The following is a 26,170-nucleotide window of genomic DNA, read 5'->3' as shown; positions in this document are numbered from 1 at the left end:
GGTTCAGACCCCCGGTGATATGCCGAGGCTTATACCACCGGCCAACCCTCCCGAGTTCACCCAGCCGCTGTAGGGCCTGGTATCCCCGAAGCACACCGACCAGGACTTCGGCCCGACCCCTGAGGACCGGCATTTCCAGTAGCCCACCTCGACATTTGTTGCGTTGACCAGGTCCACCTCTGCTGTGGTGGAGAAGAGGGCGAGGTTGTTGTTACGCACGATCACCGCCCCCTGTACGGAGCCCCCCTTTGGCGACCTGATCGAGCAGACCTGCGCGACCACATTGGGGGCGATCTCTCTGCTGCTGTTGCAACTCCACGTACTGGAGCTGGAGGTGATCGGGTTTGTGTCGCCGTAAGGCTTCCAGCTGCCGATCTCCTCGGCTGCGGCAGCTGTCGTGGTGACCAGCAGGCTGCCGCCGACGATCGCGCCGGTCATGGCCAGGGCGGCCAGTTTCTTCATAGTGCGTTCCCCTCATAGTTATCGCCGTCACGATTCGTAAGGGCTTCACCATGTTCGGGTGCCGCACTGAAGCGGAGTACCTCTAACCATTCAGGTTGAACGTACGACCTCAATGTGCTGGTGTTCGGCCTGGCTCCGGGCAGGGCTTGATCAAGTTCTGTAGGTGTCCGGTGACTGCTCAGGTCACACAAGGACCTGAGCAGTCACCCGCAGGAATGGGAGAGGATGCAGCAGCAGGCACAGGCCACCTCATGAGCATCTGGCTTAGACACCACAATGATCACGAAGCCCGTGCATGCCCTGTGAGGCGCCCCAACCGGTCACAACCCGACCAGCCGCACAACCCCGGAACTTGCAACCGCCCTGCATCAACTGCGGCAGGTGCAGGCCGACGGGGCGGGCCGACATCAGCACCCGGCAGAGGGCCTCGGCGTACTTGCGGGCGGCATCGCCCGTGCGCCGCGATCGGCTACTCGCCCCGTCGCCCCCTCGCCCTCGCGCGGGGTTTGACCCCTGGCATTACGCAGCGTTACATTTCCGTTGGTCGTAGCTATACGAGAACAGGGCCAATGCCTGTGCTGCGGCCACTTCTGTCGCCTCCCGTCCGGCGTGAATCCGGAACCTCGGAGTCGTACTCCCCGTGCAGGCCGGCGGGTCCGGGCGTCGGGCCCGTGCCCCCGCCGTCGCCGAACTGACCGAGTTCTTCGTCAAGAAGAGGGAGCGCGGTAGACGAACGAGGGGAAAGGGTCCGTTGTGCCCGCCTGCCAGGCCCGTTTGATCTCGTCGGGGGCCGAGCCGCGGGCATGGGCGAAGGCGGTGAGGCAGGCTGCGTGGACGGCGGTCTGGTCGGTGCGCCGGGTCAGGGCCAGCAGGCGGCGCAGGGCGGAGACGGCGTCGTCGAAGTGGCCTGTGGTGAGGTGGGACTCGGCCGTCGAGCGGAGGGTGTCGGCAAGGTCTGTGAGGACGGCGGTGAGTGAGCCCATGTCGAACCCGGGGTCCGTCTCCATCAGGTCCCGCAGGATGGTCTCGGCCTCGTCGTAACAGGCCAGCGCCTGCTCGTCGTCCCCGGTACGTCGAAGGGACCGAGCGAGGATCCCCAAGCGCTGGGCGGTCAGGGACTGGTATGGGTCCTGGTCGGTTTCGGCAAGTCGGCGGGTGATGGCCAATGCCTCCCGTGCGTGGGCCACCGTGTCGTCCAGGACGTCTACTTGGCGCTTCCGGATGACGAGGTTGGCCAGCGTCCGGGCCAGTTCCGGTTCGTACTCCTGGGGGTCACGGCGGGCGGCTCGGCGGTAAACGGCGACGCTGCGCTCGGTGGCCTCGACGGCCTGGCGGTGGGCGCCGCTCTGCCCGTGGCAGTAGGCCATATCGTCCAGAGCGCAGGCGAGCATCGGCTCGAAGGCACCGGGATCGGTGACGGTGAGACGGGCGCACAGATCCGACAGTTCCTGCAGGTCAGCCAGCTTTTGCGGATCAGACTGTTCGGCCGCGGGGGACACGGCCCTCCCGCCACCAAGGTAGGCGCGGCTTTGCAGGGCCAGGGCGAGCCGGGGCTCGCCGATGTCCGGGGTGCGCTCGACCAGCTCGCGGCACACGGTCACGGCCCGCTCGGCGCTTTCCCGCGCGCGCGACGGGTCGCCGGTCCTCCAGTGGCACCAGGCCAGGTCGGTCAGAAGTTGGGCGCGCAGTTGCAGGATGTCGGGGTAGAACCAGGGGGTGACGTCGGCGGCCCACCATTGGGCGTCGGTGCCGGCCGCGATGGCCTCCTCATACCGGCCGAGAGTACGCAGGCCGCCGGTCAGCTCGATCAGCACGCGGACCTGTACCTTCAGGGTGCGCAGGAGCACCTTCAAAAGGGGCATCGCGCGCAGCAGCGCGGCGCATTCCATGTAGAGGGCCACGGACTCCTCGACGCGGCCCATGGTGCCCAGCACCCACGCTTGAATGCGCAACGCACCGGCGAGACTGCCCAGTGACTTGTCCCTGCCCCTGGGTACGGCATCCCGGTAGGCCGCCACGCATTGCCGGGCTGTCTCCAAGGCCTCGTCGAGCCGCCCCATTTCTGCGAGGACCAGCGTGCGCACGCGCAGGGCGTAGGCGGTCTGTGTCTGGGACATCCGGGCGCCGGGGACGGCCAGGGACTCGTCGGCCGCGGCGAGCGCGTCGTCGTACTGGTCGGTCAGATACAGCGCATCGGCGTAGTGCACCAGGGCACGCGCCAGGCCGTCACAGTTACGCCGCCGGGGGCCTCCACGAGAGAGGAGAGCGCGGTACACCGCGACGGCCTCCGCGCTCCATGCGAGCCGCCGCGCCGGAGGCCGTTGCCACAGCAGGAACAGTCCGGGAGTGAGGCATCGCAGCAACGCGGCCCCGAGCAACGGCCCACCCACCCCGACGCCGGCCCGCGCCAGCGTCCGCGGCAGTGGCAGAAGGATCCGCACAGCCCCCATCCACCCCCCTTTCAGAGAGATGACTGGCTGGATGACTGCCGGGACCGCGCCTTGGTTGTATGAAGACAGGTATGAGGTGGCGGTGGGGTGGTGGTTCACGGTAGTCGTGACGCGCGGGCCGGGAGATCGAGAAGTGAGTCAAGTCCACGCCCGCCGAGCACGGCCTGCAGAGCGGGGAGTTGTCCGGGGCGCCCCCACCAGGTTCGGCGAGAGCCCGGTCATCACTCTCGTCCGGCGCTCCCGCAAGCCAGTGTGATGCGCCGTAGATCCGTCGGCAGAAGCGGGCGATGCGATCTGGCCCGGACGCGGGCCGTCATTCTGCGTAGTCGTTCACGAAAGCACGCTCAGTACCTCGCACCGGGCCGAACGGCGCAGGGCACTGGACAGACGTCACGCGTGAGCGTCGGGCGTACGGCGCCGCCTCGTGCCGTACGGCGCCGTACCCGTGCGGCGCCGCACTCACCCGGCCGACGCCGCCCGCAGGGCTAAGCGTTGGGGTTGAACGAGATCCCCGAAGGCATCGCGGCCGACAGGTTGGACGCGAAACTGCCGTCCTTGAGGCCGAAGTTGGCGCTGCCGAAGTTGTACGCGACGAGGGTGTCGCGGATGGCGGTCGACGGGTAGCCGTTCCAGCCGACGAGCGGCGGGTACTGCCAGGTGCCCTCGTGGTTCTCCGGCGGCTCGTCGTTCGAGTTGGCGAGGCGGAAGGCGTGCGTGCGGATGCCGTCCTTGTGGTAAACGATCTTGGGGTGCGTGCCGGACCAGCGGACGGAGGACGCGGCGTACACGCTGTAGCCGCCGTGGGCGGAGGTCGAGACGTACTGGGCCGTGCCGTTCTGCACCCAGACCACGACGTGCTCCCAGTCGTGCCGGTGCCCGCCGATGCTGCTGCCCGCGACCGCCTGGTCCTTCTCGAAGTAGAGGTCGTACATGATCGCGCACCAGCCGTTGTTGCACTTGTAGCGCGAGTAGCCGTTGGTGTTGTCCAGGTCGGACTGGTCGTGGCAGTCGCCGCTGAGCGAACCGGTCGGGCTGAGCCCGCCGTTCACCGTGCCCGTCGGGCCGATCGCGGGGGTGGGGTAACAGCCGTCCGTGTCGTAGTCGTAGGCCGGCTGCCAGGTCGTCTCCAGGGTCTCCGCGTTGGCCGGCAGCGCGGCGGGCGGAGCCGCGTACGCGCTGCCGGCGACGCCGACGACCAGGGCGACGGTGGCGCCGAGGGTGACTGCGGATCTGCGGAAACGGCGCGAAGTGCGCGTGCGCGAACGTGTCTTCACTGCGACCTCCTGATGGACCGCGGCGCGGGGGTGACGGCCGGGAGCCGGGTGGGGGCATGCCGACGATGGGGGATGGCATGCGCAGGTCAGGTTCGCCCTACTCACGGGTAATGCACAAGTGTCAGGAGGTGTCGGAGTGATGAAGAATCAATCAATGTGAGCGGCCTGTGAGTTGGGTGAGTGCCGGGCGCCGCGACTCGGTGTCACATCACGGGTAGATATCCGCCACGTAGTTGTTGTGTGCGAAGTCGCCGTGCGGGCCGCCCTGGAGATCGTTACGCGCCCGCCCGCGTGCATAGTTGTCTCCGCCCCAGCCAAGCGGGGGCATGACAAGTTTCATCACACGGGGACGGGCTCCATGCCATTCATACGCCGTCGCGGCCTCACGGCCGCGGCCGCCGTGATCGCCGCGATCATGGTCACCACCACCACTGCCTGCAGCAAGACCGAGGAGAGCGGGGCCAAGGCCTCGGACTCCTCGACCGCCCAGGCGGACGCGGGCGACAACATCGACACCGGCGAGAACGAGAGCGGCGGTGACACGACCATCGGCGGCTTCAAGCTCCCCGAGGGCGTGCCCACCGACCTCAGCGGTGACGCGCTGCGGAAGTGGAAGGACGGTGGCTGGCAGGACTTCAGCGGCGACTGGGCCTCCAAGGCGGAGGACTTCGCCAACCCGTACATCGAGAACTTCTGGACGCCGGAGCGCATCGCCGAGGCCGAGGAGAACCTGCCGGACCTGCCGGCGGTCGCCGAGGCGGGCAACACCGCCACCGGTTCCGGCAAGACCACCCAGGTCTGGCTGCCCGACGGCAAGGTCAAGAAGCAGAAGGCCGCCAAGGTCAAGGCGACTTACCACAAGAACGCCGCCCCGGTCGGCAAGCTCTTCTTCACCACGCCCCAGGGGTCGAGCGTCTGCTCGGCCGCGGTCGTGAAGGACCCGGCGCACCCGGGCAAGTCCAACCTCGTGTGGACCGCCGGGCACTGCGTGCACGCGGGCAAGGGCGGCGGCTGGTACCGCAACATCGCCTTCGTCCCGTCCTTCAACAACACGGGCAAGCTGAACATCGCCCAGGCGTCGAAGAACTACCGCGCGGGCAACGTCTCCCCGTACGGCATCGCCTGGGCCGACTGGGCCACCACCTCAGGCACCTGGATCAAGGGCGGTGCCGCGAGCAAGGGCACCGTGGCCGCCGCGTACGACTACGCCGTCCTCCACGTGAAGCCGGAGAAGGGCGCCAAGTCCCTTGAGGAGCGCGTCGGTTCGGCCCTGCCGGTGTGGTTCAACGCCCCCGCCGCCAACAAGGTCAAGAACATGAAGGTCCGCGGCTACCCGGCCGAGGCCCCGTACGACGGCTCGAAGATGTACCACTGCCAGGGCGCCACCAAGCGCTTCGTCCTCGGCTACAGCTACCCGAGCGACTACCCGGCCCAGTACATGGTCGGCTGCACCATGAACGGCGGCGCCTCCGGCGGCCCCTGGTTCACCACCTACAAGGGCCGCACCTACCTGGTCTCCAACAACTCCCTGAGCGACCGCTCCACGTTCATCACCGGGCCGCGGCTCGGGAAGAACGCGAAGCAGGTCTACCTGGCGACCAGCAACAAGTTCAAGTAGGCACAGCGGAGTTCCGCGTGATCGGCCCCCGGTGACCTCGGTCGCCGGGGGCCGATCGCGCATACCGCCCCCACCGCCCCCACTGCCCCCACCGCCCCCACGCTCGACCGGGGCAGGTGAGGCGGGCTAGGTCAGCTGCGGCGGCAGCGGGGCCGCGTGGGTGACGATCAGGCCCGACACCGCTCGGGTGAGGGCCACGTACAGGCGGCGCAGACCCGTCCGCTCGTCCGGCTCGCCGTCGACGACCGCCCGCGGTTCGTCCAGGACGACGTAGTCGTACTCAAGACCCTTGGCGAGCGACGCCGGCACGAGAGTCAGCCGCGTCTCGTACGTCGTCTCCTCGCCCGGCGCCAGATATCCGATCCCGGCCGCCGTGAGCGCCTCGGCGAGCGCGGGCACGCGGGCGTCGGCGGCGATGAGCCCGGTCGACCCCTCGTTGCGGAGCAACTCCTCGCAGGCGGCGATCACTTGGGAGTCGTCCGTGATCGTCCGCACGTCGAAGAAGCCCGGGTTCTCACGGACCGACGCGACGGGCGTCAGACCGGGCGCGATGTGGGGGAGGAGCCGGGAGGCGTACGTGATGACGTCGGTCGGGACACGGAAACCGGCCGTCAGCTCCTCCACATGGGCTTCCGCCTTGCCGAGGTGCGTCAGGGCCTCGGCCCAACTCCTCGTCGCCCACGGGGTCGTGCCCTGCGCGAGGTCGCCGAGGACCGTCGCGGACCCCGTGGTGCAGCGGCGGCCGACCGCCCGGTACTGCATGGGGGACAGGTCCTGCGCCTCGTCGAGGACGACATGCCCGAGCGAGTGCGTGCGCTGCACGAGGTCGGTGGTCTCGTCGACGAGCACGGCGTCGGCGGCCGACCACCTGACCGACTTCACGCTCCGCGCCGGCTTCGCCCACAGGATCGTCTTCTGCTCGTCGTCCGTGAGGATCCCGTCCGCGTGGGCGGCGAGGAAGTCCGCGTCGGAGAGGAGACGCAGGACGAGCCTGGCGGGCTCGACGGGCGGCCAGATCGCCTTGACCGCCGCCTTCACGGCGGGATTGCGGGCCACCGCGTCCTGAACCCGGTCGTCGGGCGCCTCGCCGGACCGTTCCATCTGCACCAGCACGGCGTGCGCGATCCGCTGCGGCAGAGCGTCGCGGGCGGCTCCGTACCGGATGTCCCGGTCCAGCAACTCTCGCACGATGTCCGTCAGTTCGTACGCCGGCACGCGCCAGCGACGCGACCCCCGGACGACCACGACGGGTTCGGTGGGGAGGGTGACGTGCGACCGTACGGCCCGGCGGAGCACCTCGGCCATCCGGGCGTCGCCCTTGACGACGGCGGCCGGCGCCTCGTCCGCGCTCCGCACCTCGACATGGGCGACGAGGTCGTCGACGGTCGCCTGCTTGACCTCCAGCTCGCCCAGCGCCGGGAGGACCTGCTCGATGTAGTGGAGGAAGGAGCGGTTCGGCCCGATGACGAGGGTGCCGGTGCGGGAGAGGCGCTCGCGGTGGGCGTAGAGGAGGTAGGCGACCCGGTGCAGGCCGACGGCGGTCTTCCCGGTGCCGGGGCCGCCCTGGACGCAGAGGGAGCCGGCGAGGTCGGACCGGACGATCTCGTCCTGCTCCGGCTGGATCGTCGCCACGATGTCCCTCATCGGGCCGACGCGCGGACGCTCGATCTCCTGCTGGAGCAGCTTGCTGGTGGCCGCCGCCTCGGCGGGGTCGGAGAGGTGCTCGTCCTCGTACGCGGTGAGGTCGCCGCCGGTGTACCCGAAGCGGCGCCGCAGTCCGACGTCCATCGGGTCGGTCTTGGAGGCCCGGTAGAACGGCTGCGAGACCGGGGCACGCCAGTCGATGACCATGGGATCACCGTCCGCGTCGTGCACATGCCGACGCCCGATGTGCAGTGACTGATAAGCGGCCTCCGGCCGCGGGCGCTCCCCTTCCGCTCCCTCGGCCTGGTCGGCACGGGGTGCGTGCAGATAGTCGAGGCGGCCGAAGAAGAGCGGGGTGTGGCTCAGGTCGGCCAGCGCCTTGATCCGCTCCTCGATCTGGCGCGCCAGCACCTCCGCGTTCACCCAGTTCGCGGTGACGTCCTTGATGTCCAGCGCCTCCACGTCCTCCCGCATGGCCCGGAGCGCGGAACGGGAGGCGGCGAGGTGGGAGCGTTCGCGGGAGAGGGGGTCGGTGGGGGCGGGGGGAGCGATGACGGCGCTGGGGGCGGGGTCGTCGGGGTGCGCGGGCAAGGGGGTGCCTCCGGTGGCCTACGGGACCTAGGGGTCTGCCTCAGGGCGGGTTCTGCCCAGTGGCGGTGACCGACCGGTTTCCGTCCGGGCGGCGGCGCTCCACGAACGGGAGGCGGGCAAGAGCGGAGAGTGTAGGTGAGGGGAGGGGGCGGGGGCCAACGGATTTCCCCCGGCTCGCCCGTGTGGGGCCCCGATCCACGCTCGTCGTACCCCTAGGGGGTGCGTACGTCGCGGGTACTAGGGGTGGGCGAGACCTGAGGGTGAGCCGGGGGCTCAGCGGGTTCACTCCGGAGACCGACGTAATCCAAAGGCGGACGTTCCACCATGGAGACATGAGTGCAGCGACTTTCATCCCAGCCTCGGCCTCCGGCCGACCCGGTCCGCCGCCCGGCGCGACCGGCATCGACGACCACCACAACCGCCACCGCCTCGCCGACGCCCTCCGCGCCGTCCGGGTCTTCGCGACCGCCGCGTTCGGCGTCGTCGTCCTCGGCGAGTACGCGGAGGAAGCGGGCATACGCCGCCGGTGAGGCCCGGCCCACCAGACGTACGTACGCCGCTCACCCCGACCGGCCCACGGGGCGGTCACCCCTGCCGCTCAGCCCCTCGCCGCCCTCGTCGGCGGCCTCAGCCTTCCTCGGGCAGCAGGATGTCCGCGTCGTCGAAGATCCGCAGCATCACCAGGAGCAGGCGACCGCGGGAGACCATGTACTCCGCGACGATCTGCGAGGTGAGCCGGATCTCGCGGTCCTGGTCGCCCACTCCTATGGTGCGGGAGAGGTCGGTGTACGGATCGCGGGCGAGCAGTTCGATCGCTTTGTCGAAGGAAGCCCGGCGCGTGGGGTCGAGCCGGTCGCGGTCACGGGCCGCCGGCTCGGTGTACAGCACCTCGTAGATGTCCTCGTGAGGCATGGTGCCCTTCTTCCTTGCCATGCTGGTACGACTCAGCGTACCGAGCGCGGCCACCCCGTGTGACCTGTTGCTCAGCCTTCCGTCAGCAGCTCGTCCGCGTCCATGATCCGGTAGGCGTAGCCCTGTTCGGCGAGGAAGCGCTGGCGGTGGGCGGCGAAGTCCTGGTCGATGGTGTCGCGGGCGACCACGGAGTAGAAGTGCGCCTGGTGGCCGTCGGCCTTGGGGCGCAGGACGCGGCCGAGGCGCTGGGCCTCCTCCTGGCGGGAGCCGAAGGTGCCGGAGACCTGGATGGCGACCGTGGCCTCCGGGAGGTCGATGGAGAAGTTCGCGACCTTCGACACCACCAGGACGTTGATCTCGCCCTGCCGGAACGCGTCGAAGAGCTTTTCGCGCTGCGCGTTGCTGGTCTCGCCCTTGATCACCGGGGCGTCCAGATGGGCGCCCAGTTCGTCGAGCTGGTCGATGTACTGCCCGATGACGAGGATCTGCTGCCCCGCGAAGCGGCGGACGATCGCCTCGGCCACCTTGCGCTTGGTCGCCGTGGTGGAGCAGAAGCGGTACTTCTCCTCCTGCTCGGCGGTGGCGTAGGCGAGCCGCTCGGAGTCGGTCAGGTTCACCCGGACCTCGACGCAGTCGGCGGGCGCGATGTAGCCCTGCGCCTCGATCTCCTTCCAGGGCGCGTCGAACCGCTTGGGCCCGATGAGCGAGAACACGTCCGACTCCCGCCCGTCCTCCCGGACGAGCGTCGCCGTCAGCCCGAGCCGCCGGCGCGCCTGCAGATCGGCGGTGAACTTGAAGACCGGAGCGGGGAGGAGGTGCACCTCGTCGTAGACGATGAGACCCCAGTCGCGGGAGTCGAACAGCTCCAGGTGCGGGTAGACGCCCTTCCGCCGGGTCGTCAGCACCTGGTACGTGGCGATGGTGACCGGCCGGATCTCCTTCCTCGTCCCGCTGTACTCGCCGATCTCCTCCTCGGTCAGCGACGTCCGCTTCACCAGCTCGTGCTTCCACTGCCGCGCGGAGACGGTGTTCGTGACGAGGATGAGGGTGGTCGACTTGGCCTGGGCCATGGAACCGGCCCCGACCAGCGTCTTTCCGGCGCCGCACGGCAGTACGACGACACCGCTGCCGCCGTGCCAGAAGTTCTCCACCGCCTGCTTCTGGTAGGGCCGCAGGGCCCAGCCGTCCTCGGCCAGCTCGATCGGGTGCGCCTCGCCGTCCACGTAACCGGCGAGGTCCTCGGCGGGCCAGCCCAGCTTCAGCAGGGTCTGCTTGATCTGCCCGCGCTCGGAGGGGTGCACGGCGACGGTGTCCGGGTCGATCCGGGCGCCGACGAGCGGAGTGACCCGCTTCGACCGCAGGATCTCCTCCAGCACGGGCCGGTCGGTGGTGGTGAGGACGAGGCCGTGGACCGGGTGCTTGGAGAGGGTGAGGCGGCCGTAGCGGTCCATCGTCTCGGCGACGTCCACGAGCAGCGCGTGCGGCACCGGGTAGCGGCTGTACTGCACCAGGGCGTCCACGACCTGCTCGGCGTCGTGCCCGGCCGCCCGCGCGTTCCACAGCCCGAGCGGCGTCACCCGGTAGGTGTGGATGTGCTCGGGCGCCCGCTCCAACTCGGCGAACGGCGCGATGACCCGACGGCACTCGTCCGCCAGCTCATGGTCGACTTCCAGGAGCAGCGTCTTGTCGGACTGCACGATGAGTGGACCATTCACGCGCGACACCCTTTCGATACGGCCCGGACCAGCGTGAGGGGGGTGTTGTGAACATCCCCTGGTCGTCGTGGGCTCTTCGGCGCTTCGGCCAAACGTCCAGTGTGCCTGATCGTTCCGCCATTCAGTTGGGGTCGCCCGTGCGATCCCGCCCACCTTGACCAGTGTTATTGAATGTCTATTCATTCCCATGAGTGGCGGGAATTCAGATTTGCGCCCATGGTTCCGAAGAATGGCGAACCGTGCAGCCACCCACCCCGGCCGACACCGCCGATCCGGTCACCCCGTCCGTCTCCCCGCAGGGCACCACGCTCGGCTACGCCCTGTTCGCCACGCGCTGGCTCCAGGCGCCGCTGTACTTCGGTCTGGTCGCCGCGCAGGGGGTGTACGTCTACAAGTTCTTCAACGAGTTGTGGACGTTAATCGTCCGGTGCGTGAGCGGGAGTGCCACCGAGACGTACGTCATGCTCGCGGTGCTCAAGCTGGTCGACGTCGTCATGATCGCCAATCTGCTGATCATGACGATCGTCGGCGGCTACGAGACCTTCGTCTCCCGCATCGGTCTCCAGGGCCACCGTGACCAGCCCGAATGGCTCTCGCACGTCAATTCCAACGTGCTGAAGGTCAAGCTCGCCACCGCCATCGTGGGCATCTCCTCCGTCCATCTGCTCCAGATGTTCGTGGACGTCCACCACACCTCCCACCACGCGCTGCTGTGGGGCACGGTCATCCACATGGCCTTCATCGCCTCGGCGGTGCTGCTGGCGTACATGTCGGGGCCGATGCTGCGCGAGGACAAGGGCCACGGTTCCCACCACCACGGCCCGCCCGACGCCCCGAAGCCGCCGCAGGGTCCACAGAGGCCGACGGAACCCACGGAGCGGAGGGAGCCGAAGGGGTCCGCCACCGCCCCCGTGCTGCTCCGGTCGCCGCTGCCGATCCCGGCCCAGGCCACCTCGTACGAGAACTACGAGAACTACGAGACGTACGAGACCCGGGGCGCCCCCTCCTCCCCCGAGACCCGTTTCACGCGGGGCGGAGCGCGGCTCGTGCGGGACGAGGCGCGGCGCACGGCGTACGGGGACGAGGGCGGGTCCGCGTTCGGCGGCGAGGCCGGGGCCGAGGGGCGGGTGCGGGCGGCCGGGTTCCCGGCGCGGAAGTTGCTGGAGGAGTTCGACGAGGGGCACCCGCGATCGTTCGACCGGCGGCTGCTGGCGCGGCTCGGGACGCTGGACTTCGTCGCCACCGGGCGGAACGTGGTGTTCGTCGGCGCCCCCGGCACCGGCAAGACGCATCTGGCGATCGGGCTCGGCGTACGGGCCTGCCAGGACGGGCACCGGGTGCTGTTCGCGACCGCCACGGAGTGGGCCGCGCGGCTGGCCGGGGCGCGGGCCGAGGGCAGGCTGGCCGAGGAGCTGTCCGCGCTCGACGCCTGCCCCCTGCTGATCGTCGACGAGGTCGGCTACCTCCCCTTCGACACGGACACCGCCCGGCTCCTCTTCCGGCTGGTCGCCCACCGCTACGAGCGGGCCTCGCTGATCGTGACCAGCGACCGGCCGCTCGGCCGCTGGGAGGAGATCTTCGGCGGGGCCGCCCCGGCGATGGTCGACCGCCTCGCGCACCACGCCGAGATCGTCCTGCTCGAAGGGGACAGCTACCGGCTGCGCCGCGCTACTTCAGCAGGCTGACGTTCTGGATCAACGGCCCCTCCACGCCGACGCCCTCGCCCACCAGCGTGCCGAGTTCGGGCAGGGGCAGGGGTAGGGGCGGGTTCGCGGCGGCAGGGGCGGCGAGTGCCCCCACCAGGGCGACGGCGGCGGCAGCGGAGACGAGCGTGGCGAGCGGGCGCATGCGTAGGTGGGGCCTTTCGAGCGCAGGGGTCGATCTCGATCGGACACAGGGTGGCTGCCCCGCGTCACGCGAGAGGATGCGCCGGGTGCCCCGCCCTCGCCCATGGGTGGGAAAAACGGGGATGGCCTGCATGAACTCCCGCATACGCCCGAATGGGTGAAGCGCGGGAGACCGCTTGATCAACTCGCTCAGAGCGAGTCGTCCGCCAGTTCCGCGACGCCCGTGATGCGGTGCAGCGGGAACGTGCGTACCTCGTCCGCCGTGTGGTCGTACGCCGTCACGAAGCCGCCCTCGACGCGCACCGGGGCGATGACGCGCTGGCTGGCGGAGCCCTCGGCGTTGACGTAGCCGATCCACAGGGACTCGCCGGTGAGGACGGCGGCCTGCATCGTCGCGAGGGTCTCGGCGGAGCCGGTGCGGGGCAGTTCGCCCGTCGGAGCGGCCGGGCCGCCGGTCGTCCTGCGGGGCGTGGTGGAGGCGAGATCACCGGCGCGGATGGCGCGGATCGCGGCGCCCAGCAGGGTGTCGTCCGGGACCGGCGGGCCGTCCGGGACCGGCTCCGGGGCCGTGCGGGCGGGCGTGCGGTGGGCGTGGGCCCGGGTGATCAGGACGTCGCCCTCCGCGGACTCGGCGGCCGGCGCGTACCCCATCGCGCGCAGCCCGTCGAGCAGTGTCCCCGGGTCCGCCTGGGCGGCGAGGACGGTCGGTGCCAGGCGCCGCAGCCCGAGCCCCTGCGACCGCTTGTCGGCGAGGATCTCGCTGAGCATCGCGTCGTCGTCGCAGCGCACGTACGCCGACGCCGCGCCGATCCGCAGATGGCCGTGGCGCCGGGCCACGTCGTCGATCAGATACGCGAGCGGCTGCGGGACCGGCGTACGGGAGTGGGCGGTCAGGAAGTCGTGCAGGTCGGAGGCGCTCCGGCCCGCGTCCAGCGCCCGGCGCACCGACCCCGGCGTGAACCGGTACACCGTCGCGCCACCCTTCGATTCCACGTCCGCCAGGACACCCAGCACGTCGGCCAGCGGCCGCTTCAGCGGGCCGGGCGCGACGGCCGTCAGGTCCGCCTGCAGCAGGACGTGGTCCAGCGGCTCGGGGAGCAGCGGCGCGAGCAGCCGGGCGGCCCGGGCGGCGGCCGCGGCCTGCTCGGCGACGGGGTCGGGGGAGGGGGCGGGGGCGGGCCCGGGATGGTGCGGCAGCGGGACGTGGTGGGCGGGGAGCTTGTCGCCGGGGGTCGCCGGCAGCTCGGCCGTGGCCACGGCTTCGTGAGGGAGGCCGAGGAGCGCCCGGCCGTGCGAGGACAGCGCGCCGCGCCCGGTGACACCGAGCGACTCGGCCTCGGAGAGGGTCCACCGGGCGACACGGGCGCGCAGGTCGTCGGCCTGGCCGGCCGGCGGTGCGGGCCGGCCGGGCGGTGCGGGTTGCTGCTGGGGCGGTGGGGACTGCCGGCCGCCGCGGGTGGGGCGTTCCCAGCGGAGGCGGGCCAGTACGGAGTCGGGGGTGGCCGAGGCGCCTGCGGGGAGCGCGGCGAGCAGCGCGAGAACCCGGTGGCGCACCTCGGGCGCGGCCGAACGGTCCAGGCCCGGGCCCAGCGCCGACAACGTACGGTCCTTGGCGTCCCGTTCGCCGATGACGCCCGGTGTACGGGTCGCCGTCAGCCAGGCCGTGGCGAGCCACGCCCAGCGCTCGGCGGCGGGCAGCTCCAGCCACTCGTCGTACGCGGGGGTCGCGGCGTACCGTTCGTCGGCCTCGCCGTCCGACGCCAACAGCCCGGCGGCGTAGGCGAGTTCGACCCAGAACGCGGCGACGGGCTCGGACACGTCGAGGGCCATGGCGGTCCGCTTCAGGTCCCGCACGCTGAGCCCGCCCGCGCGCAGTACGCCCGGCCCGCCCTCGTCCCAGTCCTTCAGCAGCTCCTCCACGGTCGCCAGCGCGGTGTAGGCCTGGCCGGCCGCCGTGGCGTCCACAACCTGTGGATGGTGCGCGGCCGCCGCCTCGACGGGCGGCGGCACGGGCTCGACCTCCTGGTGCGCCTTGCCCGCCCGCAGATGCAGGGCGACCTCACGGGGGATGACGACCGTGCCGGGGGCGGTCGGCAGGAGCAGGCCCCGGTCCAGCAGCCAGCGCAGATGGGCCGCCGGGCTGGCGGTGACCTGGCCGTACGGCGGGCCCCACACCAGACGGGTCAGGACGTCGAGGGACTCGGGGGGCGCGGACGCGAGGAGCGCGGCCATGCGCCGGCGGTCGGTGAAGAGGCGGCTGAGGGCGGTGACGGCCGACACCGAGTCGTGGGTGCTCGCCAGACCGGCCTCGGCGACGATCTCCTGCACCCGACCCGGCGACATACCGGCCGTGGCCTCCGCGACGGTCGGCCCGAGACCGGTGGGGGAGGGGTGCTGCGGCGAGGGGGCGAGCAGCTCACGGGCCGTGCGCACGAGGCGGAGACGGTCGTCGGGGCCCCACACCAGGGCCTGGTCGCGCAGCGTGCCGAGCGCGTGGGGCAGCGCGGCGGTGACGGCGGGGTCCGCGTCGTCACCGGCCAGCAGGGACGCGAGTTCGTCGTACGACGCCGGGTCGGCCGCCACGGCCAGCGCCTGGGCCGTCTGGAGGGCGAACCGGTCCAGGCGCTCCAGGGCCCGTACGACCGACGCGCGGGTCCCGGCCCGGGTCGCCAGCTGGGTCAGGTCCGTGGGCACGGGCGTGATGAGGTCCGGCCGCGCCCGGAGCAGCACGGCGAGCGAACGGTCGTCCCGCCCGCGCAGCGCCTCCGCCAGCGAACGGGGGGCCCCACCGGCCGGCGCCGCCTCCGTGGGGATGTGCTCCTCGGTGCTCATCCGGCCAACGTTAGCGCCTGGGCTGCGCCGGACCGGGGCGCCTGGTGGCTCGGGGCGGACTGTGTTCGGGCGGCTGCGGGTGGGAGGTGGCCGATCGCGCGGTTCCCCGCGCCCCTGAAGGGACGCGGCGGCACCTCGCACCGCCGAGCCGGACCCAACCCCCAACCCCCGACCGCCGACCCCCAACCCCGACTGCCGGGCGCCGAAGAACCCCGCTCGGAAGCGATACCGTCGGGGGAGTACGCGCGCCAACCCCGGAGGGGCTTCGTGGGGATTGAGAGCGACCAGGTCGTCTACGAGTATCTGAGCCGGGTCGGCGACCTGGCTCAGCAGCGGCAGTTGCCGTCGGCGACGCGGATGCGTCTGGTGTCGGGGCTGCGGGACGAGATCGACCGGCGGCGGGCGAAGGCGCCGGTGGACAGCCCGGCCGCCGTGCGGCGCATCATCGCCCGCCTGGGTACGCCGGACGAGGTCGTCGAGGCGGCGGGCGCGCCCGGTGACGTACCGGAGCCTCGGGCGGCCGCCGTGCCCGTGCAGCGGGTGACCGGTGGGGACGAGGACGACGCGGACGCGGAGGAGCGGCCCAAGGGGCTGTCCAGGAGTCTGCGGCGGGTCGTTCCCCGGCCGCGTCCCGCCGAGGCGGGGCCGTCTCCCGTGGTGGGTGGCGCCGCTCCGCCGCATCTCGCTCCCCTGCACGAGCTGGGGGACGGCGACGCGCAGCCCGACTGGTGGCGGGTCGGTGGGGGCGGTGGGCCCGGGGGTGCTGATCTCGGGTTCGGGCTCGGGGACGCGGTGCCGGGGTTCGTCGGCGGTGTGGAGATTCCCGAGTTGCTCAAGCCGCCGCCGGTGAAGGCGGAGGGGGAGAGCGGGGCGGTCGAGAAGGCCGGGGCCGCTGCCGGGGCCGCTGCGGGGGCCGCCGGGAAGGGGGAGACTGCTGCGGCGGTCGAGACGGAGGAGGGCGGGTCGCGGCGGCGGTTGCCTCTGCCCCGGTTGCGCCCCGCGGGTGGGGGGTGGAGCAATCCGCTGCTGTTGCTGGCCGCCGTGCTGTTGGTCGCGGGGGCGGTCATGGGGAGTCTGGTGCCGTTGGGGCTCGGGTGGCTGATCGCCTATCTCTCGCGGCGGTTGACGCCGGCCGAGTCGAAGTGGGCGGTCATGGGCATTCCGGGGGTCGTGGCCGCCGGGGGGATCGTCTGGCTCTGGGGGCGCGGCGACGGACGTTGGGGCGAGCCGATCGCCCAGGGCCACATGAGCGACGCGCTCGGCGACACCTGGCCCTGGATGCTCCGCGTCGCCGCCGTCTCCTCCGCGCTGTACCTCTTCTGGCGCTCCCAACGCCCCCGGTGAACAGGGTTTCTCTCGCCCCCGCCGCCCCTACCCGTCCCTTCCTCAAGGGGCTGCGCCCCTTCGCCCCCCAGCCGCGGGTCCGGTGGGGGCTGGTCGCGCAGTTCCCCGCGCCCCTCGAAAAGCAGGGGCTGCGCCCCGTGCTTTCCGCTTCCCGCACCCGGCCCACGAATCCCCCGGCTCACAATGGACGGCATGAACTCTCGCGTGCTGACCGTCGGGTTCGATCTCGACATGACGTTGATCGACTCGCGGCCGGGGATCCGTGCCTGTTACGAGGCGCTGGCGGCGCGGACGGGGACGTACATAGACGCCGATCTGACGATCACGCGGCTGGGGCCGCCGCTCGCGGAGGAGCTGGCGCACTGGTTCCCGGCGGCGGAGATCCCCGCGATGGCGGACCTCTACCGCTCGATGTACCCGACGATCGCGATCGCCGCGACCCCCGCCATGCCGGGCGCGCCGGAGGCGATCGCGGCTGTCCGGGCGGCCGGTGGCCGGGCGATCGTGGTCACGGCCAAGTACGAGCCGAACGCCAAGCTGCACCTGGAGCACCTCGGCATGGAGCCGGACGAGCTCGTCGGCGACCTGTGGGCGGAGGCCAAGGCCCGGGCGCTGCGCGAGCACGGGGCGAGCGTGTACGTCGGCGACCACACCGGCGACGTACGCGGCGCCCGCACGGCACAGGCGTACGCCGTCGCCGTCGCCACCGGCCCCTGCGACGAGCGGGAGCTCCAGGAGGCCGGCGCCGACGTGGTCCTCACGGACCTGACCGCGTTCCCGGAATGGCTCGACACGCACCGCCGGACCCGCTCCCGGTAGGCCCCGGAGCCGGGCATGACCGGAGTCCGGTGGGCCCCGGAAAGCGCTGGGGCCGGAGTCCGGCAGGACCGGAGTCCGGCAGGTCCCGGAAAGCGCTGGGGCCGGAGTCCGGCAGGACCGGAGTCCGGCAGGTCCCGGAAAGCGCTGGGGCCGGAGTCCGGCAGGACCGGAGTCCGGCAGGTCCCGGAAACCGCTGGGGCCGGAGTCCGGCAGGACCGGAGTCCGGCAGGTCCCGGAAACCGCTGGGGCCGGAGTCCGGCAGGACCGGAGTCCGGCAGGTCCCGGAAAGCGCTGGGGCCGGAGTCCGGCAGGACCGGAGTCCGGCAGGTCCCGGAAAGCGCTGGGGCCGGAGTCCGGCAGGACCGGAGTCCGGCAGGTCCCGGAAAGCGCTGGGGCCGGAGTCCGGCAGGACCGGAGTCCGGCAGGTCCCGGAAAGCGCTGGGGCCGGAGTCCGGCAGGACCGGAGTCCGGCAGGTCCCGGAAAGCGCTGGGGCCGGAGTCCGGCAGGACCGGAGTCCGGTGGGCCCCGGAAACCGCTGGGGCCGGAGTCCGGCAGAACCGGAGACCAGTAGGACCCGCAAACCGCTGGGGCCGGAGGCCAGTAGGACTCGGAAACCGCTGGGGCCGGAGTCCGGCAGGACGGAAACCGGCAGGAACGGAAACCGCTAGGCTTAGAAACGCGCCTCGCGCGCCCTTCTGCGTCCCGCGGCGGCGGATTGGAGGACTCCGGCGCCGGCGAGGAGGAATCCGACGCCCATGAGCATGCTCAGGACGAACATGTAGGTGGGGAACGGAGTCGTTCCGAGGAACAGCGGGGCCACGGTGACGAGAGTGGCCACGGCGCCGACGATGAACACGACGGCGCCGGCACGGATCAGCCGGTCACCGGGTTCGGCGGAATTCGGTTGGGTTTTGTCACGCACCCGACCAGGGTAGTTCCCGGCGCCAGGGAACAGCCGGCCGACGTCTTGTCACCCGCCCCCGGACCAACCGACGTCATCCGACCGATGTCCCTGAGCGTCGGACCTGGTCGGAGCGGGCCGGCAGAGGGCGGTAGACGACGAGCGGGCAGACCCCACAGGCACGCGAGCCTTCCTGGGCGAACCACCGGCAGTCGCTCCGGATGGCGCATCGCGGCAGGCCGCTGTCGGACGCCTCGGGCGTGTCGGCGGGTCTGGCGCTGATCAGGCGGCCGATGAGGGAGCAGTCCCGTCCGCTCCAGTTCTCACAGCCGCCCTGTCGGCACCCGTCGGCGAACCGGAAGCGTGACTCGGGGTCGCCGTGCTGCCCGCAGGCGTCGAGGAACTCCTGGTCGACGGGGAGGGCGGGACGGAGGTATCCGAGGCGGCCGTCCTCCCCCAGCACCGCGATGAGCACGGCGCCTTCATGGCATGGGGAGCTCGGACACGTCATGCCCTGCGTCACCACCGGGGGATGGGCCGGCGAGCCGGTACCGGCGTCCGGACCGGGCATTCAGACCTCCATCGTCCGTACGCGGAGCCCTTGTGTGTGCCCCGGCCGGCCCAGTGACTCCACCGCGAAGCCCTGGCCGAGGAGGTCGACGGAGCGGCCGTCGAGGTTGACGGCGGCCAGCTCGATCAGCACGGCCTTGCGGACGGCGGCGTCGAGGCGCTGCACCACCTCGTCGGGCAGGTCGATCCCGTCGATGTCGACCTGGAACTTCTGGCTCTTGTTCGGCATGGCAACCTACCTCGTCTCACTCGGTCGCCCGTTCTGAAACCGGTTCCGGGGGCGTACGGGTCGGGCGTGCCGGGCCGCTCGACGGCGGCCGCACTCGGTCAGCCAAACACCGCGCCGGGCGCCGTGCCATCGCTCGCGTCCGACCGGGTGTCCCCGGGCGGCGGCTGCCGCCGCCGTGTCCAGAACGACGTGTGCCAGCGTTCTTCGGCGCTGTAGCAGAGAGCTCGGGCGCGAACGAATTCCGTGTGGATCGCCTCGATGCGTTCCGCATATCCGCTCAGCGCGTGCGCGTCGCCCGCCGCGTCGGCGGTGACGGCCTCCGCAGCCGTGAGGCCTGTGGCCAGGGCTGTGGTGATGCCGCGGGCGGCGATGGGGTCGCAGGCCGTGGCCGCGTCTCCGACCGCGACCCACCCGGGTCCGGCCGCGGGGCAGGTTCGGGAGGTCGAGGCCCGTGCGATCCGCAGCGGGGCCGGCGGGTTTGTCGTGCGGGGGTGCAGGCGTGCTCGGACGTGCGCGGTCGCCATGAGCTCCCGCCACCAGACGTCCGGTTCGTGGAGCGAATGCCCGGCGGCGACGTCGGCGTCGGTCATCACCATGGCCAGGGCCGCTCCGCTGGGCAGTGGTGCGGTGTACCACCAGCCGAGGGGCACGGACTCGACGAGGGAGGCTCGTGGGCTGCTGTGGCACGAGCGCTGGGGCGGGGGCAGGCGTGCCGCGAGAGCGACCAGACGGTCGTCGCGTCGGAGGGTGGCGCCGACACGCCGGGCGAGGCCGGCGTTCGCGCCGGTGGCGTCGATGAGGTAGCGGGCACGGATCGTCTCTCCGCCGAGAGTGATGCTCCAGTGTCCGGGAAGCCGCCGTGGGGCGCGGGCCGGGCAGGGTCGGTGCAGGGCGCCGGCCTCGCGGGCGGCGTCGAGCAGCGCGCTGTCGAAGCGGGTGCGATCCAGGTGCCGCCCCGGCCCATGGGGGTCGCGGAGGAAGTCGGTGTCGGTGAGTGTGCTCCCTCCCCAGGCCGACTGGTTCCCGAAGCACGGTGTGTGCGGTGCGTGGGTCACGCGGTCCAGCACGCCCAGGCCTTCCAGCAGGGGCCCGGCCTGAGGGGAGAGGCTCTCGCCGAGCTTCCAGCCCCGCCGGGCGCGGCCGGGCTCGGCGATGAGGACCGAGGCCCCCTGGCGCAGCAGGGTCAAGGCGGCCGCCACGCCCGCCGGTCCGCCTCCGGCGATCAGTACGTCGCAGGTCTCCTCCCCCGGGCGGAGGGTCATCAGTGGACCGGGCCCATTCCGCGGACCTTCGGCCGGCTGACGCCACCGTCGGCGCATGCCTGGGCCATGGCTTTCGACAGGACCGGTGGAGTGACCATGACCTGGGATCGCGGTGGGGCCAGGTCCGGCAGAGGGCAGCCGGCCGTGATCCACTCGACGGTGATGTCGCGGCCGGTTCTGTTCGTGCCGGGCACAACGGCGGCGAAGGCCCTGCCCATGGCGTTCGCCGGGGCGAGGAGATCGCTGAGGAACGAGCTTTCCTCAGGGTGGCCAGGGGAGACGAGCCGGTTGTCCGAGTGGGCGATCGCTGCGAGGAGCGACCCCGTCGGCTGGGCGAACCACCATGCCACCGATTCCGTCCTGGTGCGGCCGGGGTCCGCGGGATCGGGGCCGCTGATGACCACATTGGTGTGGGCGGTGTTGCCCGCCTGGCGTCGGCGGAGGGTGTCGACCAGGAGAATCATCGCCTCCAGGGGAGTCAGTTCCGCTGGGGGCGGCTGAGCACCGAGCGAGCGTGTCCACTCACGCCACAGCTCCAGCTCGTCGTCGGTGAAGACCTTGTACATGGGGCCGGTGGAGGTGGTCAGCTCGAAGAAGGTGCTCTTCTCCGGGTCACCGGCCGAGATGAGGCCGGATTCCTGAAGTTCGTTCAGCAGGCCCGGCGGGTCGAGGAACCAGTTGTCGATCCTGTTCTCACCGAGTTGCTTCTCCCCGTGGTTGAGGGAGGCGAACGCCGCTTTGCGTTTGACCACGTCGACCAATCGCATTTCCGGAGTGGGTGGGAACTTCAAGAGGTTCGACAGATCGTCGTACAGCGTGCCGGTTCGGGCGAAAGCGACGTAGCCGTTCCAGATCCGCTGCCACTGCTCCTGTACGGCTGCCTCACCGCCGCTGTTGTAGACCGCTTCCAGGTGCAGGAGGACGGCATCGCGGGCTTTCGCGCCGTGTCCGTCCGCCGCGTTGTCGATTCCGATGTGCAGCGTGTAGAACTGCGGGTCGATGCCGTGGTATTCCAGCAGCTTCACCGTGGGCCTCAGCCAGAGCACCTCCCACTCCAGGTTGAGCGTCATGCCGAGCAACTCGGGGAAGAACTCCTGGGAGTGCTGGGAGATGGCCAGCTCGAACGCGGGAAGCGTGTAGGCCGAGTCGAGCATCTCGGGCAGCGTGGCGAACTCGTAGGAGTCCACCGGCGGCAGGTACAAGCCCACGCTGTGCATCAGGCCGGAGTAGATGTTGGCGTGGTTCAGGGCCGGGTTTCCGTTGCCCGTCTCATCCATCCAGATGGAGAACAGGAATGCGTGGACTTCGGAAATCGGCCCGGCCGGCGTGATGTTCCGCAGCCATGCACCGTCGAGCAGGTTGAACGGCGCGTACTGACGAATCCGCTCGACGACGTCACGACGGGTCCGGAACATGTCGTCCGTCGCCGGATCATAACTCTCGACCCACTCCAGGATGTCGGTGTAGATGCGCTGCAGGCGCGACTCGAGCGCGTCGGCCGAGAAGCGGAACGGGCGCAGTGTCAACGGCAGGCTGGGGTCGTCGGCTTGTGCCGCCGCGGCACGATCCAGGACCTCTTGCGCGTACTGCCTGGCAGCCTGCGCCTGTTCCGGAAAGCGGTCCGGGTGCTGGAGCACGTAGAGCCACTCGCGGTCGCTGAGCCCGGCCTGTCTGGCCCGCTCCGTCTCCACGAACACCTTCTCGCCGCCCGCACCGGCGCGAGCGGTCACAAACCCGAGGGAGCTCCACTTGTCGACCATGTCGTTGGAGCCGCGAACGGTCTCGTTGAACTCGGAGACCCTCTCCAGGTACTGCTGCGCGGTCTCCCCCGGCTGTCGCGCGAGGTCCACCGGCCGCATCACCTGCAGCCCGAGGCCGCGTGCCCAGGGCTTGCGGGCCGTGTCCAGTTCCGACAGTTGTCCGGCAGCCTTCGTCGCCGCTCGGATCAGGGTGCGGTACTGCTCCTCCGGCAGCACGTCGTCGGGGCGCTGGGCCGGCCACCAATGCGTATTGCACTGAAAGAAGTCTCCCTGCCAAGGCACGGCCATGTGCTTGGTGACGTCTCCTACCGCCAGCTCTTCGCGCAACCGGAAGGGCCCCTGCCAGGTCTCCGGTTCGTCGGCGATGAACGTCATCTCGATCCCGGGGAAGAACGGTCCTCCGACGCATGCCTCGAGCGCGGCCCGGACCAGGGCGTGCGGCTGTTCCGCCGGCGGCAGGTCGGTCAGCGGCACGGGTTCCGCGGGGTTCGTTCCGTCGGCGACGAAGTCTCCTTCGGCCCAGCGCCGCATCCGCTCGTACTGCCCCGGGAGAAGCGCGAACCATCTGCGCGGGTTGCCGTCGACCGGGTCACCGCCGTCTCCCGCGAGCTGGGGCATGAACGAGTAGTTCGCTTGCGTCACATCCTGGGCGCCGGGGGCGCGCAGCCGGGCGAACACCGCCTTCCGGAACGGCGCGTCCCCAGGGGCGTTGGAGGCCAGGCGCGCCAGCCGGTACGCGTCGAGGAAGTCGGCGCTCCCGCCTGTGCCGTGTCCCCGCAGGGCATTCCTGTTCACCCACCTGTATCGGCAGATACGGGCGAGCAGCGGGTGGATGTCCCGGGTGAACGACACCTCGCGTTCCGGCGGGAGCGAGCCGGCGCGTTCGGCGGCTTCCCGGGCCACGTCGTAGAGCGTGACCAGGTTGGTGATGTCCGGGGCGAAGTCGGGAGGCGCCACGAGGACCCACGCCGGCTTCACCGGTACCGACCGGCCGCCGCTCACCGTGACCGTCGCCGTGACCGGGCCGTCAGAGGTGTCGTCGAACCAGTGGTCGTTGTTCGCGTAGTGCAGGACGGGGTTGTCCGGCTTCACGGACGCCGAGCGCCCGTACCCGCCCAGCACGAGGAGCCGACCCGCCTCGTCCGTACGCAGTTCGCCCAGGGATACCGTCGTCCCGAGGAACTTCCCGCTGTCGAAACGGGCGCCCGTGCCGTCCGCGTGCACGCCTTCGACACTGCGCGGGCCGGGGGCGATCACCAGGGATGCCCGTGCCTGCGGATCGGCGGGGTCGATGTGCCCGTTGCGCCGGTTCTCGGGCTGATCGGACGGGTTGTTACGCCCGTTGAACTTGAACCAGGCCCCCTTCGCGTTCGCCAGCTCCACCGTCCAGCGGATCTCTGCCTCCGCGGCGGTCACCTCGCCGAGCACGTTGTGGTCCTTGTCGTACGCGTAGACACGGAATCGTGCCGCCTGGCGCTTCACCCGTCCTTCGGAGTCCTTGAACCCGCCGGCCGGGTCGACACCGACGCCTGGTGCCTCCGGGCCCACGAAGAATTCGCCTGGGCTGTTCCCGACACGGGCGATGCCGAGGGGCGGATGGATTTCGCAGGAGGCGATGTCGTCGGCGTTCATGGCCCAGCGTCTATCACGCGTGCGCAGATTCCGTCGGCATATGCGGCAGTGGTCGTATTCCTTCGAGTGACCGGCAGGGCAATCGGGCTATGTGATGCGTGTCCTGCTGCGGGCGGTGGGATTCCTCACTCGTCGCACACCCTGTCGCAGTGCCTGAGGAAAGGTCCGGGAACATGGCTGAGAAGGATTTCATCGACGCGCTCTCCGACGTACAGCTCGACGAAGTCTCGGTGGATCCGGCCGGCCGGATCGTCATCAACAATTCCGCCGCGGCGGCTCGCGTCTCCAACATGGTGCAAGCAGAGCCGATGTTGCCGGAAGTGACGGTAAGCAGCGTCAATGTCATGTGTCGCCCCGGGCGATGACGAGGACGACGCTCAGCGCACCACAGGGACGAGTGCTGGCCTCGTCCCTGTCCAACCACAGGCTGCACCTCATTCTCCTCCCCACCGAGCAGTGCAATTTCCGGTGCGGCTACTGCTACGAGGACTTCGCGGTCGGCCGTATGCCCGCCTCGGTGGTCGAAGGCGTGAAGCGGCTGATCGACCGGCGCCTGGACGGGTTGCGTTCGCTCGACGTGTCCTGGTTCGGCGGTGAACCTCTGCTGGCCCTGCCCGTCGTCGAGGAGGTCTCCGCACACATCGGACGGAGGGCGGCCACGAGGCCGGATCTCTCCTGCACGGCCGAGATGACGACCAACGGCTACACCCTGGACGCGGTCACGGCCGAAAGGCTTGCCGGCCTCGGCGTCGGGCGCTACCAGATCTCCCTGGACGGCCCGCAGGAGATGCACGACCAGAGCCGCGTCCGCGCCGACGGAAAGGGTTCCTTCACGAGGATCTGGAAGAACCTGATGGACATCAGGGAAAGCGCCGTGCAGGTCCATGTGACGCTACGGATTCACCTGACCGCCGCCAACCTGGCCGGCATGCCGGATTTCCTCGGGCGGATCCGTGAGACGTTTCTCCATGACTCCCGTTTTTCGGTCAGGCTCAAGCCGGTGGAGCACCTCGGCGGACCCAACGACCAGCACATCGGCATCGTGCCGGAGGAGGACCGGCCACGGGTTCTGGCGGAGCTGACCGCCCTGGTCTCCTCCGATGATTCCGACGATCCGGGCGGCTTCGGTTCCCTCAGCGGCCAGGCCGAGGTCTGCTACGCGTCGCTTCCCGACTCCTTGGTGATCCGGGCCGACGGATCCGTCGGAAAGTGCACGGTGGCGCTGACCGATCCGGCCAACACCATCGGGCGGCTGCGGCCGGACGGCACCCTGAGTATCGACAACACCCGCTTGCGCCCTTGGCTACGCGGATGGTTCACGCAGGACGGGGAGGCGGTCGCCTGCCCGTACCAAGGGATGTCCCGGCCCACCCCGCCTCCCCTTCTGCAGATCACCTCGCGCTGAAGCCGCGTCCCTCGGGGATACGAGGGTCCGGCTCGGCCGACGCCCGGTGGATCTTCTCGTGGCAGGCGGGTCGGGTAATGCTCCGCCCGGTACGGGCTGCCGCTCCCGCTTCCCTCCGAGGCCGGCGCGAGGCGCCGGTTGTCGAGTTTGAAACGTCCCACGAGCAGATGCGCGATCGCCTTACGGCGCGGGTGCCGGTGGAGTTCGCCGCAAGGCCGGCCGGCATGGAGGGGAAGCGAATTCCTCTTCACCATGATGGTTGCCTTTGCCGAGCTTGAGCGAGACATGCTCATTGAGCGCGCACCCGTGCTGGTCTGGACGCCGCCAAGGCTCTTGGAGTCTCCCGCGCCCCTCTGAGCCCCTGCCGGCACAGGTAGGGGCTCAGTCCTGTTTCCAGGCGTGATTAAGCCTGTGTGTCGCTGGGGAGAGCCCCGGTAGGCTGTCATGACGGCAGTTCAAGGGTGTCCGGTGTCAGTCCGGCAGCGATAGAGGGAGCGTGTGCTTTGCCGACTGGCAAGGTCAAATGGTTCAACAGCGAGAAGGGCTTCGGCTTCCTCTCCCGCGACGACGGCGGTGACGTCTTCGTCCACTCCTCCGTACTGCCCGCCGGTGTCGACACCCTGAAGCCGGGTCAGAAGGTGGAGTTCGGGGTGGTCGCCGGTCAGCGCGGCGACCAGGCTCTTTCCGTGACGATCCTGGAGCCGGCCCCCTCGGTCGCCGCCGCCCAGCGCAAGAAGCCCGACGAGCTCGCCTCGATCGTGCAGGATCTGACGACGCTCCTGGAGAACATCACGCCGATGCTGGAGCGGGGCCGCTATCCCGACCGGGCCGCGGGCAACAAGATCGCGGGTCTTCTCCGCGCCGTGGCCGACCAGTTGGATGTGTAGCCCCGCCGACTCCGG

Annotated in this window: 21 protein-coding genes; 8 read left to right on the top strand and 13 right to left on the bottom strand. The window is 70.7% G+C overall.

The genetic code is table 11. The annotated features are described in order from the left end of the window. Positions 1-3: 3 nt before the first annotated feature. The 3 genes from OG272_RS22975 to OG272_RS22965 form a co-directional block, all read right to left on the bottom strand. The gene (locus tag OG272_RS22975) at positions 4-462 is read right to left on the bottom strand and encodes a hypothetical protein (protein WP_326581887.1); all 459 of its coding nucleotides are present in this window, start codon (positions 460-462) and stop codon (positions 4-6) included. A 707-nt stretch (positions 463-1,169) separates the two neighbouring features. Continuing rightward, positions 1,170-2,912, bottom strand: coding sequence for a tetratricopeptide repeat protein (locus OG272_RS22970; protein ID WP_326581888.1), 1,743 nt, complete (start codon positions 2,910-2,912; stop codon positions 1,170-1,172). Positions 2,913-3,397: 485 nt separating this feature from the next. Further along, a complete protein-coding gene (locus OG272_RS22965) occupies positions 3,398-4,186 on the bottom strand; it encodes an NPP1 family protein (protein WP_327729031.1) in 789 nt (262 codons plus the stop codon). Positions 4,187-4,544: 358 nt separating this feature from the next. Between OG272_RS22965 and OG272_RS22960 the strand changes: the two genes are divergently transcribed. Further along, positions 4,545-5,804, top strand: coding sequence for a hypothetical protein (locus tag OG272_RS22960; protein WP_327729032.1), 1,260 nt, complete (start codon positions 4,545-4,547; stop codon positions 5,802-5,804). Between the two features lie 126 nt (positions 5,805-5,930). On the opposite strand, the gene OG272_RS22955 is transcribed toward OG272_RS22960, so the two are convergent. After that, entirely contained in the window at positions 5,931-8,039 is a 2,109-nt protein-coding gene (locus OG272_RS22955; protein WP_327729034.1) for an ATP-binding domain-containing protein, read from the bottom strand. A 332-nt stretch (positions 8,040-8,371) separates the two neighbouring features. On the opposite strand from OG272_RS22955, the gene OG272_RS22950 reads away from it, so the two are divergent. Next, the gene (locus tag OG272_RS22950; RefSeq protein ID WP_326581892.1) at positions 8,372-8,569 is read left to right on the top strand and encodes a hypothetical protein; all 198 of its coding nucleotides are present in this window, start codon (positions 8,372-8,374) and stop codon (positions 8,567-8,569) included. A 97-nt stretch (positions 8,570-8,666) separates the two neighbouring features. Here OG272_RS22950 and OG272_RS22945 read toward each other — a convergent pair whose 3' ends face one another. Further along, positions 8,667-8,951 (bottom strand): hypothetical protein, encoded by a 285-nt coding sequence (locus OG272_RS22945; protein ID WP_326585754.1) that lies wholly within the window; start codon positions 8,949-8,951, stop codon positions 8,667-8,669. 71 nt (positions 8,952-9,022) lie between these two features. After that, positions 9,023-10,666, bottom strand: a complete 1,644-nt coding sequence (locus OG272_RS22940; RefSeq protein WP_326581893.1) for a DNA repair helicase XPB — start codon at positions 10,664-10,666, stop codon at positions 9,023-9,025. Between the two features lie 239 nt (positions 10,667-10,905). Between OG272_RS22940 and istB the strand changes: the two genes are divergently transcribed. Continuing rightward, entirely contained in the window at positions 10,906-12,351 is a 1,446-nt protein-coding gene (gene istB / locus OG272_RS22935; protein ID WP_405894687.1) for an IS21-like element helper ATPase IstB, read from the top strand. On the opposite strand, the gene OG272_RS22930 is transcribed toward istB, so the two are convergent. Then, complete coding sequence (locus OG272_RS22930) at positions 12,335-12,514, bottom strand: hypothetical protein (RefSeq protein ID WP_328223452.1); 180 nt, start codon at positions 12,512-12,514, stop codon at positions 12,335-12,337. The two genes, istB and OG272_RS22930, sit on opposite strands and share 17 nt — an antisense overlap. A 188-nt stretch (positions 12,515-12,702) precedes the next feature. After that, positions 12,703-15,345 carry a helicase-associated domain-containing protein gene (locus OG272_RS22925; RefSeq protein ID WP_405894685.1) on the bottom strand — a complete coding sequence of 881 codons (2,643 nt, stop codon included), beginning with the start codon at positions 15,343-15,345 and terminating at the stop codon, positions 12,703-12,705. Positions 15,346-15,612: 267 nt separating this feature from the next. Here OG272_RS22925 and OG272_RS22920 point away from each other — a divergent pair, with 267 nt between their 5' ends. Both OG272_RS22920 and OG272_RS22915 read left to right on the top strand, forming a co-directional pair. After that, on the top strand, positions 15,613-16,689 hold the full coding sequence (locus OG272_RS22920) for a hypothetical protein (RefSeq protein WP_405894684.1): 1,077 nt from the start codon (positions 15,613-15,615) through the stop codon (positions 16,687-16,689). 192 nt (positions 16,690-16,881) lie between these two features. Beyond that, positions 16,882-17,508 (top strand): haloacid dehalogenase-like hydrolase, encoded by a 627-nt coding sequence (locus tag OG272_RS22915; RefSeq protein ID WP_326581898.1) that lies wholly within the window; start codon positions 16,882-16,884, stop codon positions 17,506-17,508. 671 nt (positions 17,509-18,179) lie between these two features. On the opposite strand, the gene OG272_RS22910 is transcribed toward OG272_RS22915, so the two are convergent. The 5 genes from OG272_RS22910 to OG272_RS22890 all read right to left on the bottom strand — a co-directional run bounded on the left by OG272_RS22910 (position 18,180) and on the right by OG272_RS22890 (position 23,863). After that, positions 18,180-18,431, bottom strand: coding sequence for a hypothetical protein (locus OG272_RS22910; RefSeq protein ID WP_327729038.1), 252 nt, complete (start codon positions 18,429-18,431; stop codon positions 18,180-18,182). 73 nt (positions 18,432-18,504) lie between these two features. Further along, complete coding sequence (locus OG272_RS22905) at positions 18,505-18,885, bottom strand: hypothetical protein (RefSeq protein WP_405894682.1); 381 nt, start codon at positions 18,883-18,885, stop codon at positions 18,505-18,507. A gap of 96 nt (positions 18,886-18,981) precedes the next feature. Continuing rightward, a complete protein-coding gene (locus OG272_RS22900; protein ID WP_326581901.1) occupies positions 18,982-19,209 on the bottom strand; it encodes a hypothetical protein in 228 nt (75 codons plus the stop codon). Between the two features lie 98 nt (positions 19,210-19,307). Continuing rightward, positions 19,308-20,471 (bottom strand): tryptophan 7-halogenase, encoded by a 1,164-nt coding sequence (locus tag OG272_RS22895; protein WP_328223444.1) that lies wholly within the window; start codon positions 20,469-20,471, stop codon positions 19,308-19,310. Further along, the gene (locus OG272_RS22890; protein WP_405894680.1) at positions 20,471-23,863 is read right to left on the bottom strand and encodes a LodA/GoxA family CTQ-dependent oxidase; all 3,393 of its coding nucleotides are present in this window, start codon (positions 23,861-23,863) and stop codon (positions 20,471-20,473) included. The genes OG272_RS22895 and OG272_RS22890 overlap by 1 nt, the downstream gene beginning before the upstream one ends. Before the next feature lie 173 nt (positions 23,864-24,036). Between OG272_RS22890 and OG272_RS22885 the strand changes: the two genes are divergently transcribed. From OG272_RS22885 to OG272_RS22875, 3 genes are all read left to right on the top strand, one after another. Continuing rightward, a complete protein-coding gene (locus OG272_RS22885) occupies positions 24,037-24,228 on the top strand; it encodes a hypothetical protein (protein ID WP_326581904.1) in 192 nt (63 codons plus the stop codon). Continuing rightward, positions 24,225-25,268 carry a radical SAM protein gene (locus OG272_RS22880; protein ID WP_328223440.1) on the top strand — a complete coding sequence of 348 codons (1,044 nt, stop codon included), beginning with the start codon at positions 24,225-24,227 and terminating at the stop codon, positions 25,266-25,268. The genes OG272_RS22885 and OG272_RS22880 overlap by 4 nt, the downstream gene beginning before the upstream one ends. Before the next feature lie 503 nt (positions 25,269-25,771). Further along, positions 25,772-26,155, top strand: coding sequence for a cold-shock protein (locus tag OG272_RS22875; protein WP_306819878.1), 384 nt, complete (start codon positions 25,772-25,774; stop codon positions 26,153-26,155). Positions 26,156-26,170 lie beyond the last annotated feature (15 nt).

Origin of the sequence: Streptomyces sp. NBC_00104 (genome assembly GCF_045160825.1) — a bacterium.
GTDB lineage: Bacteria > Actinomycetota > Actinomycetes > Streptomycetales > Streptomycetaceae > Streptomyces.
This window is presented reverse-complemented; position numbering and strand designations above follow the sequence as displayed.

What these genes read in the sequence shown, in the direction of transcription:
- OG272_RS22975 (WP_326581887.1), bottom strand. Translation starts at nt 462, where the DNA reads ATGAAGAAACTGGCCGCCCTGGCCATGACCGGCGCGATCGTCGGCGGC.
- OG272_RS22970 (WP_326581888.1), bottom strand. Translation starts at nt 2,912, where the DNA reads ATGGGGGCTGTGCGGATCCTTCTGCCACTGCCGCGGACGCTGGCGCGG.
- OG272_RS22960 (WP_327729032.1), top strand. Translation starts at nt 4,545, where the DNA reads ATGCCATTCATACGCCGTCGCGGCCTCACGGCCGCGGCCGCCGTGATC.
- OG272_RS22950 (WP_326581892.1), top strand. Translation starts at nt 8,372, where the DNA reads ATGAGTGCAGCGACTTTCATCCCAGCCTCGGCCTCCGGCCGACCCGGT.
- OG272_RS22945 (WP_326585754.1), bottom strand. Translation starts at nt 8,951, where the DNA reads ATGCCTCACGAGGACATCTACGAGGTGCTGTACACCGAGCCGGCGGCC.
- OG272_RS22930 (WP_328223452.1), bottom strand. Translation starts at nt 12,514, where the DNA reads ATGCGCCCGCTCGCCACGCTCGTCTCCGCTGCCGCCGCCGTCGCCCTG.
- OG272_RS22925 (WP_405894685.1), bottom strand. Translation starts at nt 15,345, where the DNA reads ATGAGCACCGAGGAGCACATCCCCACGGAGGCGGCGCCGGCCGGTGGG.
- OG272_RS22915 (WP_326581898.1), top strand. Translation starts at nt 16,882, where the DNA reads ATGAACTCTCGCGTGCTGACCGTCGGGTTCGATCTCGACATGACGTTG.
- OG272_RS22900 (WP_326581901.1), bottom strand. Translation starts at nt 19,209, where the DNA reads ATGCCGAACAAGAGCCAGAAGTTCCAGGTCGACATCGACGGGATCGAC.
- OG272_RS22895 (WP_328223444.1), bottom strand. Translation starts at nt 20,471, where the DNA reads ATGACCCTCCGCCCGGGGGAGGAGACCTGCGACGTACTGATCGCCGGA.
- OG272_RS22890 (WP_405894680.1), bottom strand. Translation starts at nt 23,863, where the DNA reads ATGAACGCCGACGACATCGCCTCCTGCGAAATCCATCCGCCCCTCGGC.
- OG272_RS22885 (WP_326581904.1), top strand. Translation starts at nt 24,037, where the DNA reads ATGGCTGAGAAGGATTTCATCGACGCGCTCTCCGACGTACAGCTCGAC.
- OG272_RS22880 (WP_328223440.1), top strand. Translation starts at nt 24,225, where the DNA reads ATGACGAGGACGACGCTCAGCGCACCACAGGGACGAGTGCTGGCCTCG.